This is a genomic window from Cupriavidus sp. C2SS-8b (assembly GCF_057073745.1).
Window position 1 is genome coordinate 631,342 of record NZ_CP172716.1, and the last position, 11,910, is coordinate 643,251.

The window sequence follows — 11,910 nt, forward strand, 5'->3', positions numbered from 1 at the left end:
TGAACGGTGTAGGGTGTGTAGGGGAACCCATGATTTTGATATTTCTATTCCATTTTCGTTCTATAAGGATTTCTTGGAAAATAGATATTTACCTACACTCCCCTACACAACTGGTTAAATCCCAACTGGTACCGCTGTATAAGGGGATGCCCCGGCGCTAATCGCCCGTCAATATGGTGGCTTGCCCCCCTTGCACACGCAGCCACCCCTTCCCGGACAACAGTAAGCGAAGTGCCTCTGCTCGCGAAATTTTCCCGGACAGAACGAGTTCTAGTAGTCCTAGTAAATCAATCGTTCGCATTACAAGCACATTGAGGTGAGCGGCGTGTCTCACTTGCTCATCCGCAATTTCCTGCTCTTTCTCTTCGATTGATCGGGCGCCCTTGATATTTGTGTTTGCTACGAGTAGTGCGGGGAAGTTGCTATCGAAACCGGATCGCTCGCGATGTGAATCTGTTTGATTAATATTTTCGCGTTTGATCCCGCGATTTATGCCCTTCACTTCGCACACGCAAATTGGCTGGTCGTTCTCATCAAGTAGCTTGATGTCTTCTCGGAAGTCATCAACTGCGTCTACCTTGATCCCAAGTCCGTTGTCGAATATGCGGCTCACGTCGGCAACCAGATCCACCCCGGTATGAATCAGTGCAGCTTTATATTGAGTGAGTTTATCGAGTTGCTTGTTTATTATCTCAATTTTCTCGTCTAGAGAGGTGCGTTCGCCAAGCAGGGCGTTTTCCTCGGAAAATCGAAATGAGGAAATCCATTCTGGTAAGTCTTGCCGAAGTTTATTGTTGGATGCCGTTAACGCATCGGTTAATAGTTCAAAATATTCGTTAATATTATTTGGTCTATTATCAGGCACAAGGGATGGTATGAAATACTCATGGCGACCAATGACGTAACCCACCGGCGCTCCCTGCACTTCTGCGATCACGCGAAGTTCGAGAGAGTTATTATGATTCTTAATGTGGCTGTTTGCCGCCCCGTAGATGTCTAGAAACCGCCTAAACTCATCAAGGAGGCAAGTGACGTGGGCGATGCGGTTCCTGAAATTTTCACGATAGAGATGAGCATAGTTGAGATGGTGCTTTGCAAGGTCGGTATTGCTAAGGTCTTGCCTATCGTTTCGATCAATAAATGGGTCAGTCAGAAGGAAGCAAATGAACCCCCCTTGGGCGACTAAGATGGCTGCTTCTTTTTTTCGCTTGTCCAGTTCATCCTGATCATACGTATGGGTGACGTAGGAACCCATATAATGACTTTCGCTTTTAAATTTCTCAAATATTCCTTGAAAGAGAATTACTCCGTCGTACTCATTTAGACGGCGAGGCGTGTTGTACTTCTCGAAGAAAATCGAAAAATTCCGTGTTCGAAGAGGTTCCTCCGGTGCAGTTAGCCCCTTTCTTTCAATTCCCAAGGCTAGGATATTGTATGTGCGCTGAGATTCTTCGGCTCCGGGCATGGATGTGAGATATTCTTTTGTTTGATGTAGCTGTCGGGGCGATGGCCCCATTCCGTTGTCAATAGCCTAAGTCGCGTGTCGGATCAATCACTCGATCGTAGCCCGGTACTTAGCCTTGATCGTCCGCAGGCAGCGGACACTTGACTTCGATCAGTCGCTTCCTTGCAATCGCAAGCTGTTCGGTGGTGAACAGGTCGCGCCACGGACCTTGAAGAACCAGATACTCCACGCTGAGACGAAGGTTCTCAGGACCTCGGAGAAAAAGTTCGGTGAAGCCTTCTGATGGCTTGTTCGTTGCCAGCAGCCGATTTGCAGTCTCCTTCCCACCATGCCTATTCACCATACCGAGGAAGTAGGTTGCTCGATACGGCGGCTTCAGTTTCAGTGCGGCGTCGTAGATACCACGCATTGCTTGGTCAAATTGTTCGAGGATTCGGTCCGTCATGGTGCCTTCGAAAGAGGATGGGTGCCCATGATCTTATCGCCACTGGCTTGGATCGACATGGCGAAGACGGTGGTACAGCAACCGGCTGTTCAAGAACCGGCAGCACCGGCACCGGTAGTGCCTGAAGCCAAGGAAGTACCGGCGACCGCCGCCACGGCATCACTCACCCCGGAGAAGACTGTCATCGAAGCATCGTTTGACTGTGCCAAGGCGGCGTCCAAGATAGAGAAGTTGATCTGTTCGTCGCCGGAGACTGCGGCTGCCGGCAAGCGACTGGCATCCGCTTACAGCGCCGCCAAAGCGAAGTCCTCCGACATCAACGTCCTGAAGGCACAGCAGTTGCAATGGATGAAAGATGAAAGAAACGCCTGTGCAGATTCGGCCTGTCTGCTGAAGGTTACAGCGGATCGAATCCAGAAGCTGTCGGCGTCATAACTGACCGCCCCACGAACGATAAAGGATGCCTGTGCGGCATCCTTTTGTTTTTCTGGGGAGCGCAGGCGAGGTCGAGGATCAGAAAACGCTGCGGATGCGTGCCGATATCGTCAGTCCCAGAAGCCATACTCTCGACAGAATGCGGCGGACCCAAGTGTTCTGGTTCTTGCCTTCTAAGACATTCAGTTCTTGCTGTATCAAGGTCGGGCTGGTACCACGACGCACACGGCCACACGTGGTCCGTGCATATGCATTGCGAAAACGACCTGTCGAGACCCGCATGTAGTCGTCTTGGCGCGGTAGCAACCGTACCGATTCGCGGACATTCAGAAGGATTGGGTAGGGACTCCCTTCTGGGGCCGGAAATGCAAGGTCACCGGCGCGTTTCTGGCGGTATGAAAGCCCCACTGCGGTCAGATACACAGGAAACATCCCAAGGTTGGTGACCTGTATACGGATTTCATGACTGTTCGGGTCTTCCGCATAGGCAGTGCCCTGTGGAATATCGGGGACAACGCTGAGTCGAACACGTCGCGGGCTAAGGACCAAGTACGCATTCCAAAGGGCCGCGAACGCACTGATCGCAGTTAGCGTGATGTTCAGTCCGGTGACTGTGTGGTCTTCCATTCGCGCTCTCCAATTGGCAGCACCCCAGCAAAATCAAGTCGAGACTGGCGGGGTCCCCCGTCAGCGATGCGACCGATCCGCATTGACGACATTGAACGCCAGTCGCATGACGCCGTCTGCTGTGGATCATGCCAGTCATCGGTAGTAGCCCGGCAGTGGGGTGTTGGATTGCAGCAACCGGTACATCGAATCTCTTCTGTTAGATTCGACACCCAGACGATTTGAACAAAAAATGAGGTGGGTCAATGGGTCGGAGAAGAAAGGAGCCGTCTCTCAGCGAGATACTGTTGGACGCACCGTGGTGGGTTTCGGCTGCGCTGGCGTTGGGCAGCTACATCGCCTTTCACGCCGTAGTTCCGGCTGCCTTTGCCAGAAATCCATTTCTGATCGGTCTTGCCATGACAAGTCGGTCCCTCGCATGGGTTCCGGCAACAATGTTCGGCTTCCTTGGGCTGCTGGCATACCTTCGCACCCGGAAGCGGCATGAGGAAGGCAGTTCGGCCTCTGGCCGGGCACGGCCTGTGCGGAAAGAGCGCACTCTCCGTGTTGTCCGCACCAGTGCGCCAGTCACGAAGGTCAATCCAGCGGCAACAGACCGAATTGACGAAGCCGTCTTGGCGTCGGGTCAACAAACTGCACACGCAAAGCCCACGGAATGGACCATTCATGCACTTGGACAACTTGAATGGAAGCGATTTGAGATGCTATGCGTGTGGTACTACGAGGCGATGGGGTTCACCGTCAAGACGGTGCCGCATGGGGCCGATGGCGGTATCGATGCCACGCTGTACAAGGATGGGATGGCTGCCCCAATCGCCGTCGTCCAGTGCAAGGCGTGGCGGTCGCCTGTCAAGGTGGAACCGGTCCGTGCACTTGGTGGAAGCATGCACTCAACGAAAGTGAAGCGGGGCGTCTTCTGGTCGTTGGCAGGCTTTATCGGGCAGCCGGTGCAGACCTATGCCGCCGAAGCTGGTATCCAGTTGCTGGATGGCGCTGGCATTGTTGAGCGCATCGGTGCCTTGGACGCCGACAAACAAGCAATGCTGCTGGCACGGGCGTTTGAAGGTGATTACCAGACCCCGACCTGTGCGGCCTGCGGTGTGAAATTGGTGGCGCGAGACGGAAAGGGCGGACCGTTCTGGGGCTGTCGAAATTACTCGAAGGGGTGCCGGATCAGGCTTCCACGTGGGGCTTGATGATCGGTATGCAGTCCGCAAAGTCCACGTGCAACTTGCGGACGGCGGGCATGTTCCTTTGCGGATCGCCAGTGAGAATGGCGGTCAATTGTGCCGCGATGCAGACAAGCGTATTGGAGTTCCGCATGGCGTCAATTGCAAGCTGGACAGGGAAGCCGGAGAGCGTCCTTGCCAGCGGGTGAAGCCCGCCGTGAGTGTAGCTGCTCAGTGCTTTCCACGACACATCCTTGAATTGCTTCAGTTGATCAATCAGATGCGCGGGGGCATCGCTGGTATCCAACTGCTTCAGCATTTCCGCCAACATCGGGCCTTCGTCCGCCCTGCGGGCACTCTCCACTGTCAGCGGTTCACTGAGCTTGTCCACCCAATTGTCGGTGGCGGCATGAAGCAGCCAGATGCCACGAACAAGGGATTCGTACTGAGGGCGCAGTAGGGATAAGGCGGAAGTACCCAGACGGTTGCCAATCAGTATCAGCGCACCCCTTGCGTGGTCCAGTGACAGCAGTCCGGCTTGGAATGAGACGACGAAACGTTTTTCAGGGAAGGGGATGAGACCGTCCACATGCGCCGCCACTGCTTCATGTAGCTGCGCAGTCCGGTCGATTGCAGTGAGTAGTTTTTCTTCGGTCATATCGGGCAGGCACTGCGGAACTGGTGGCGGGGCGAGACGTCAGTGTACCGATTGTCTCGCCGACATGGATGGCCGGACGGTTAGCCAATCTTCTTTGCCAAGTCCGCAGCAGATGGATGGTAGTACCGCTTCAGCATGGTCAGGCTGCGATGCCCGGATACTGCCGCCAGTTCGATTAGGTTTGGCAGCTTCGTCGCCAGCCGGGTGATGGCCGTGTGACGAAGGTCGTGCCAGTGCAAGTCAACCAGTCCGGCCCGTTTGCATGCCCGTTCGAACGCCTTATGGTGCGCTGGTGCATTTATCGGGAATACGCTTCCATCAATGCACCGTGGTAGTTCTCTCAACAGGTCTACTGTCCTCCGGGACAGCGGCACAGTTCGTGATGCTCCGTTCTTGGTCATCGGCAGGAACGCCGTCTGGCTTACGAGATCGATGTTCTGCCAGCGCAGTTGCAGAAGTTCACCACGCCGCATTGCCGTTTCCAGACTAAGGATTGCCATTGGTCGCAGCCACGGATTCCTGCGACCGGTTGGTGCCAACGCGGCAAGCAGTCGGCATTCTTCTTCTGCCGACAGTACCCTGTCTCGCCCCTGTGGTGACGGTGGTTTGCGAACAGATGCGACAGGGTTTGTGATGTTGATACCCCATTCGCGCCGGGCGTGGTTGATGATGGCGGACAGGTAAGCCAGTTCGCGGATCACCGTCCCCGGCTGTACTTGCTTCAGTCGTTCGTCCCGATACGCCGCGATTGCCATTGGGGTCAATGCAGCCATGCTCAATTTGGCAAGTCTGGTTCGGCACATCGCACGTAGCCTGATGGTGTCTTCAGTGCCACCGCGCATCGATGGGCATACATCGACGATGTACCGTTGGAGAACATCCCCAAGGGTGGTCGATTCGGCTTCGCTTCGGCTGACGTAATTTCCCCTGTCCATCTCCAATTCGATGGACCGCGCCCACCGTTCGGCATCTTGGCGAGTGGTGAATGTCTTTACTTCAAGTGGGAAACCTTTGCGACGAACACGTACCTGCCATCGGTCGTCTCTGCGGGATATAGAAGCCATTTCCTGTCCTCAGTGGAGCAGGATTGGAGCAAGATCGAATTTTTGTGCCTTTTTGTCATTAACATCGATGCATCAGAAGGGCCGCAGGTGAAACACGGTTCAGCACGGCCAAGCCATGCGGAAACGTCTGGAAAGCCCTATGAATCAAGGGTTCGCCGCCCAGTCGCCGGATTTGCCGCCATGCTTTTCCAGCAGGTGGACATTGCCGATCACCATCCCCCGGTCCACCGCCTTGCACATGTCGTAGATGGTCAGCAGCGCGACCTGTACACCGGTCAGCGCCTCCATCTCCACACCGGTCTGGCCGCGCGTTTCGGTGCGCACCGTGCAGGTCACGCTGGCGTTCGCCTCGTCCAGCGCAAAGTCCACCGCCACCTTGGTCAGGCCGATCGGGTGGCACAGCGGAATCAGGTCGGCGGTACGCTTGGTCGCCATGATCGCGGCGATCCGCGCGATGCCCAGCACGTCGCCTTTCTTCGCGGTGCCGTCGCGCACGAGCGCAAAGGTATCGGGCAGCATGGTGATGGTGCCGGTGGCCACCGCCACGCGATGGGTGCTGGCCTTGTCGCCGACATCGACCATGTGGGCCTGTCCGGCGGTATCGAAATGGGTGAGCTGCGTCATGGCGGGTTCCTGTACGGCAACGTGCGGCAAACCGCTAATGGGAACGGGTTGCGGAGGCCGCTATCATAGCAACATGCCCAAGACCCCATTGCTTCGCAGGCCCGGCCGCGCCGGCCTTTGCGGACGGCCAGGCGCTGCGCCTGCCGGCCCGGCATCACATGTCCCGGCACGGCATGCGAGGCCATGGCGCCGCTCGCTGGTGGCGCTGATCGCGCTGACCATGGTCACGCCCGCGTGGCCGCAGGGCAGCGCGCCGGCAGGGGCGTCGGGCGCCGCGGCCAAGGTGGCGATCGCGCCCCCCGTCGAAACCAGCGACCAGGTCTACGACAACCTCAACCGCAGCGTCAAGGCGGGGCAGAAATCCGAGTTCGGGCTGCGCACCAATAATCCGGTAGTCGATGTGGGCGGCGTCCAGTTGCCGGACATGGGCGATCCGTCCACGGCGGCGCTGTCGCCGGACATGGAAAAGCGCCTGGGCGACCGCATCATCCGCGATATCCGGCGCGATCCGGCCTATGTGGCCGACCCACTGCTGTCCGACTATCTGAACGCGCTGGGCTACCGGCTCGTGCAGGCCGCGCGGCGCCAGAGCATCTCGGGTTCGAACGGCTCCGGGACCTTCGCCACCGGCTTCGACCTGTTTGCCGTGCGCGACCGCAGCATCAACGCCTTCGCGCTGCCGGGCGGCTATGTCGGCGTGCATACCGGTCTGCTGGTGCAGTCAGAGACCGAGTCGGAACTCGCGTCGGTGCTCGGCCACGAAATCGGCCACGTGATGCAGCGCCATATCGCGCGCGGCATCACCCAGCAGGACCAGTCGATGTGGATCGCACTGGCCTCGATGGTGCTGGCCGGGCTGGCGGCCACGCGCAGTCCCGATGCCGCCGCCGCGCTCGCCATGGGCGGGCAGGGCGCGGCCATTGCCAACCAGCTGTCCTTCTCGCGCGGCGCCGAGCGCGAAGCCGATCGCGTCGGCTTCCAGATCATGACGGCGGCCGGGTTCGATCCGCAGGGCATGCCCGACTTCTTCCAGCGGCTGCAGCGCTCATCGGGTACGGCCGAGAATTCGGTGCCCTCCTATGTACGCACCCACCCGCTTACGTCCGAGCGGATTGCCGACATGCAGGATCGCGTCAGCCACGTGATGGCCCGCAAGGTATCCAACACGCCCGATTACGAGTTTGCGCGCGTGCGTGCCCGCGTCATCCAGGAACGCTCGCCCAGCGATCTGCAGAATCTGCGCACTGCCATACGTGCCCAACTGGCCAGCGCCTCCGTGGTGCGCTTGCCCGCGCTGCACTACGGCCTGGCCTTCATCGAACAGCGCCTGGGCCGCTACCCGGCCGCCGAGCAGGAACTCGCCGAATCGCGCCGCCTGTACGGCAACATTCCCGGCGCCAGTTCGGGCAGCCCGATGCTAGACGTGATGGCGATCGAACTCGCGCGCCAGCAGGGCCGCGTGCCGGAGGCGATGAGCCAGGCCACGGCATCGATGAAGGCCTTCCCGCTGTCGCACGCGGTGGCGCTTGCCTATGCGGACACGCTGCTCGGCACCGGCCAGTACGATGCGGCGGTCACGTTCCTGCGCGAGCGCACGCGCCAGGAGACCGGGCGCAGCGAATGGTGGGACATGCTGGCGCGCGCCTACGCCGGGCAAGGCAAGCGGGTGCAGCAGCACCAGGCGCTGGCGGAAAAATATGCGATGGATGGCGCCTACCAGGCCGCGATCGAACAGCTGCAGATTGCGCGCAAGGCCGGCGACGGCGATTTCTACACGCTGTCCGAGGTCGATGCCCGGCTGCACCAACTCCAGCGCCAGTACCGCGAGGAACGGCAGGACAACAAAGGCATGCCTAACTGAGTCGGGCTGGCTTGTTCAGGCAGCCGGCGCGCGCGGATCCCGCATGAAGCCGAAACGCTTCGGCACCTCGTCGGCGGTGATCGGTTCGATCGGGATGTCGCGGCCATCGTGGTGGAACATGCCGAAGTCCGCGCCGCATGCGTCCCCGTGCCAGTCACACGCGCTGCTGAAAAGGTCAAGGTCGTGGTCGTGCAGCAGCGCTGCGTGCGAATCGCCGTCTTCGCCTTCAATCCTTCCCGCCAGTACGATATTGCCCTGCTCGTCGGCAAAGCAGCTCTGCACGGCAAACGCGGCCTGCGAGGTGGTGCGCAGGCCGCCTTCATGCAGGCGGACGATCCACGGCGCATAGGCCAGCGAAACAAAAACGCGCTGCGGCCCGTTCTGGAAGTACCACGCGCCGCGCTCGTCATGCAGGTAGTTGCGCTCGATGAACGCCACCAGCGTTTCGTGCCGGATCGGATCGCCGGACAGCCCGTGCTGTTGCGCGAACTCGTTGCGCAGGCGCCATTGACCACGGCGGTCCAGTGCGAGCCAGCCGTAGCAGTTCGGTACATCGGGCCAGCGCGCCATCGCCTGGCGGACGGATTCATCCATCATCGTCTCCTCGTTGCTTGCCGGCTTCAGGACACGCTGTCGAAGAAGCGCAGGATCCGTGCAGGCAGCCATTCGATATGCCCGCTGAACGGCAGCAGCGGTAACTGTCCCAGCAGGCCCGCGCGCGGTGTCATGAAGCCAACGTGCCCGCCGTGCTCGGGCTGCTCCAGCCAGACCTGCGGACTGACGTCGGCAGGGCCCGGCAGATACTGTGCCGGCAGGAACGGGTCATTGCGCGCATTGAGCACCAGCGTGGGCACGGCAATCTCGCCCAGCACGGGTTTGCTCGATGCGCGTTTCCAATAGTCGTCGGTATCGCGAAAGCCGTGCAGCGGCGCGGTCACGATGTTGTCGAACGCGTACAGGTCGCGGCTTGCCATCATGGCGTAGCGATCGAACAGGCCGGGAAACTGCTCCAGCTTGGCCAAAGACTTGCGCTTGAGCGTCTGCAGGAACATGCGCGTGTAAAGCATGTTGAACCCGGCGGACAGCGCCGCGCCGCCGGCAGCCAGGTCCAGCGGCGCCGAGATGGCCGCGGCAGCGCCGAGATACCCAGCCGCGCTGCCCTGTTCGCCAAGGTAACGGAGCAAAGCGTTGCCGCCCAGCGAGATGCCCACCGCAAGCATCGGCCTGCCATCGGCGCAATGCTCCCGGCGCAGGCGTTCAAGTACCCAGCGGATCTCGGCGGAATCGCCCGAATGATAGAAGCGCGGCGCGCGGTTGAGCTCGCCCGAGCAGCCACGGAAATGCGGGATCACGCCCTGCCAGCCCCGCGGCTGCAGCGCGTGCATCAGCGCCTGCGCGTAGTGGCTGCCGGAGTCGCCCTCCAGCCCGTGGAACATCACCAGCAGCGGCGTGTTGGCGCGCACGGCGTGCGTGGTCCAGTCCAGCTCGATGAAGTCCTGGTCAGGCGTTTCCCAGCGCTCCCGGCGAAAGTGCACGCGCGGCGGCCGTTGTGTAAAGCGCGCGGGAATGATGGTCTGGGCGTGCCCGCCACGCAGCCACCACGGCATGGCGATGCCATCGCCATAAGCGTGGGCGGATGGGATGGCCTGGGTGGTGGAGGGCAGGCGATGGTGCGGAAGCTGCGTCATGCCGGCTGGATCATGCGAAGGACCGCGCGCGCAGGCGCGCGGCTGGTGGCGGCGTTCAGTGCAGCGCCTGTCCCGGCGCGGCGGCCACGGAGGCGACCTGGACGGCATTGGCCGGGCTGCAGTGGATATGCGCCAGGCGCCAGCCCTCGTGGTTCTGCATCAGCACGTAGGTGGTGTGCACGTACAGGTCGGCCTCGACCCGGTCCGCGCCGAAGCGCAGGGCCTCGGTCACGTCGAAGATCGACACGCCCAGCGACGCATGGCTGCTGGTCTCGATGGCATCGATCAGCACCGGCTGTTCTTCCAGCAATTGCGAGAACGCCTGGCGCAGGTGTTCATGGCCGATCAGGCGCTGTCCGTCAGGCATGACGCAGGTGATCGAGTCTTCGTCGAGCCACAGCCGCAGCGCGCCCTCGGCATCGCGCAGTTTCATGGCCTCGCGGAAGGCCTGGACAATGTCTTCCGCGGAATCGAACAGACGGGCAAAACGGGGCATGGTCGCGATGTCAGGAGTCAGGGCCGGTGCAGCAGCTTGCGCAGCTCGACGAACACCATCTCGGGTTCGATGTCCTTCAGGCAGCGCAGGTGTCCCAGCGGACACTCGTGTTTGAGGCACGGACTGCATTCAAGTTGCAGCCACATGATACTCGCAGCCTGTGACAGGGGCGGCGTCTGGCGCGGATCGCTGGAGCCGAACACGGCCACCTGCGGCCGGTTCAGCGCGGCGGCGACGTGCATCAGGCCGGTATCGTTGCAGACCGCGGCCTCGGACAGCGCAAGCAGGTCGATGGCGTCGTCGAGCGAGGTCTGTCCGCACAGGTTGCGCACGAAGGGCGCCTCTTTCGTGATCTCGGCCGCGGCGTCCGCGTCGGCTGCCGCGCCCAGCGTGATCATCTGGGCATACGGGTACGAGCGTCGCAGCATCTGCGCCAGCCTGGCGAAATGCGCGGCCGGCCAGCGCCGGGCGGGGCCGAAGCCGGCCCCTGGGCAGAAGGCGATCAGGCGCGTCTGCGGCGGGATGCCGAAGCGCTGCGCGGTGGCGGCAATGCGCGTCGGGTCGGTGCGCAGGTGTGGCTCGGACAACTCCGCCGGCGGCTTGGCGCCGGGCCGCAGCGCCAGGCGCGCGTAGTGATCCGCCATGACCGGGCGGCCGTTGCGCGGCGGGTTGGCGTGGCTCACGTTCAGCATGCCGAACCGCGCCTCGCCGCGGTATCCGACGCGCAGCGGGATGCCGGCGAGCCATGGTATCAGCGCCGACTTGAGCGTCTCCGGCAGCACGTAGGCCATGTCATAGCCTTCGTTCTTGAGCTGCTGGGCAAACATGAAGCGGGCTGAGAGCTGCAGCTTGCCGTGCGTCAGGTCGCTCGGAAAGACCCTGCCCATCTCCGGCATGCGTGCCAGCACGGGGCCGACCCATTTGGGCGCAAGGGCATCGATGACCAGTCGGGGATGGCGTGCCTTGAGCAGCGCCAGCAGCGGTTGGGCCATCAGCGCGTCGCTGATCCGGTCGGGGGCGATGACGAGGGCTTTTTTCATGAATGGGGCGAAGCTTGCCCGCGCCTGAGCGCGACGGGCGGAAACGTCAACGCCCCGGAGCGCCGCCAGGCGGCCCGGAGCGTCGGGGTGCTGCGGGAGCGGCGCGGGCCGCTCAGTGGTGGCCCTTCAGCACGGTGCCCGGCTTGAGCTTGTACACCGTGCCGCAGTACGGGCACTTGGCTTCGCCGGTATCGGCCACATCCAGGAAGACGCGCGGATGGTAGTTCCAGGCCGGCGTGTTGGCGGTGGGGCAGTGCAGCGGAATGTCTTCAGCGCCGATTTCGACGATGTTGGCGGTTTGCGTCATGGTGTTGCGGGGTGTCGTGCTTCGGATTGGG

At 61.0% G+C, this 11,910-nt stretch carries 14 protein-coding genes; 3 read left to right on the plus strand and 11 right to left on the minus strand.

The window, feature by feature from the left end:
• Window positions 1-157: 157 nt before the first annotated feature.
• Both ACIGJB_RS02895 and ACIGJB_RS02900 read right to left on the minus strand, forming a co-directional pair.
• Window positions 158-1,465, minus strand: a complete 1,308-nt coding sequence (locus ACIGJB_RS02895; protein ID WP_483731310.1) for a hypothetical protein — start codon at window positions 1,463-1,465, stop codon at window positions 158-160.
• Between the two features lie 109 nt (window positions 1,466-1,574).
• The gene (locus ACIGJB_RS02900; protein ID WP_483731311.1) at window positions 1,575-1,910 is read right to left on the minus strand and encodes a hypothetical protein; all 336 of its coding nucleotides are present in this window, start codon (window positions 1,908-1,910) and stop codon (window positions 1,575-1,577) included.
• A 27-nt stretch (window positions 1,911-1,937) separates the two neighbouring features.
• Here ACIGJB_RS02900 and ACIGJB_RS02905 point away from each other — a divergent pair, with 27 nt between their 5' ends.
• Window positions 1,938-2,345, plus strand: a complete 408-nt coding sequence (locus tag ACIGJB_RS02905; RefSeq protein ID WP_483731312.1) for a lysozyme inhibitor LprI family protein — start codon at window positions 1,938-1,940, stop codon at window positions 2,343-2,345.
• Between the two features lie 78 nt (window positions 2,346-2,423).
• Here the strand turns inward: ACIGJB_RS02905 and ACIGJB_RS02910 are convergent, their stop codons facing one another.
• Window positions 2,424-2,972, minus strand: a complete 549-nt coding sequence (locus ACIGJB_RS02910; protein ID WP_483731313.1) for a hypothetical protein — start codon at window positions 2,970-2,972, stop codon at window positions 2,424-2,426.
• A 287-nt stretch (window positions 2,973-3,259) separates the two neighbouring features.
• Here ACIGJB_RS02910 and ACIGJB_RS02915 point away from each other — a divergent pair, with 287 nt between their 5' ends.
• Entirely contained in the window at window positions 3,260-4,168 is a 909-nt protein-coding gene (locus ACIGJB_RS02915; protein WP_483731314.1) for a restriction endonuclease, read from the plus strand.
• Here the strand turns inward: ACIGJB_RS02915 and ACIGJB_RS02920 are convergent.
• From ACIGJB_RS02920 to moaC, 3 genes are all read right to left on the minus strand, one after another.
• Window positions 4,146-4,799: a DUF6988 family protein gene (locus ACIGJB_RS02920; RefSeq protein ID WP_483731315.1), complete on the minus strand. Its 654-nt coding sequence runs from the start codon at window positions 4,797-4,799 to the stop codon at window positions 4,146-4,148. The genes ACIGJB_RS02915 and ACIGJB_RS02920 overlap by 23 nt on opposite strands.
• Window positions 4,800-4,879: 80 nt before the next feature.
• Window positions 4,880-5,863 carry a tyrosine-type recombinase/integrase gene (locus ACIGJB_RS02925; RefSeq protein WP_483731316.1) on the minus strand — a complete coding sequence of 328 codons (984 nt, stop codon included), beginning with the start codon at window positions 5,861-5,863 and terminating at the stop codon, window positions 4,880-4,882.
• A 144-nt stretch (window positions 5,864-6,007) separates the two neighbouring features.
• Entirely contained in the window at window positions 6,008-6,487 is a 480-nt protein-coding gene (moaC, locus tag ACIGJB_RS02930) for a cyclic pyranopterin monophosphate synthase MoaC (RefSeq protein ID WP_483731317.1), read from the minus strand.
• A gap of 73 nt (window positions 6,488-6,560) precedes the next feature.
• On the opposite strand from moaC, the gene ACIGJB_RS02935 reads away from it, so the two are divergent.
• Window positions 6,561-8,348: a beta-barrel assembly-enhancing protease gene (locus tag ACIGJB_RS02935; RefSeq protein WP_483731318.1), complete on the plus strand. Its 1,788-nt coding sequence runs from the start codon at window positions 6,561-6,563 to the stop codon at window positions 8,346-8,348.
• 15 nt (window positions 8,349-8,363) lie between these two features.
• On the opposite strand, the gene ACIGJB_RS02940 is transcribed toward ACIGJB_RS02935, so the two are convergent.
• The 5 genes from ACIGJB_RS02940 to ACIGJB_RS02960 all read right to left on the minus strand — a co-directional run bounded on the left by ACIGJB_RS02940 (window position 8,364) and on the right by ACIGJB_RS02960 (window position 11,879).
• Window positions 8,364-8,942 carry a DUF2946 family protein gene (locus ACIGJB_RS02940; protein WP_483732242.1) on the minus strand — a complete coding sequence of 193 codons (579 nt, stop codon included), beginning with the start codon at window positions 8,940-8,942 and terminating at the stop codon, window positions 8,364-8,366.
• 26 nt (window positions 8,943-8,968) lie between these two features.
• Window positions 8,969-10,036 (minus strand): YheT family hydrolase, encoded by a 1,068-nt coding sequence (locus ACIGJB_RS02945; protein WP_483731319.1) that lies wholly within the window; start codon window positions 10,034-10,036, stop codon window positions 8,969-8,971.
• A gap of 55 nt (window positions 10,037-10,091) precedes the next feature.
• Complete coding sequence (locus ACIGJB_RS02950; protein ID WP_483731320.1) at window positions 10,092-10,532, minus strand: YybH family protein; 441 nt, start codon at window positions 10,530-10,532, stop codon at window positions 10,092-10,094.
• A gap of 17 nt (window positions 10,533-10,549) precedes the next feature.
• A complete protein-coding gene (gene waaF / locus ACIGJB_RS02955; RefSeq protein ID WP_483731321.1) occupies window positions 10,550-11,572 on the minus strand; it encodes a lipopolysaccharide heptosyltransferase II in 1,023 nt (340 codons plus the stop codon).
• A 112-nt stretch (window positions 11,573-11,684) separates the two neighbouring features.
• Complete coding sequence (locus ACIGJB_RS02960) at window positions 11,685-11,879, minus strand: zinc-finger domain-containing protein (protein WP_483731322.1); 195 nt, start codon at window positions 11,877-11,879, stop codon at window positions 11,685-11,687.
• Between the last annotated feature and the right edge of the window lie 31 nt (window positions 11,880-11,910).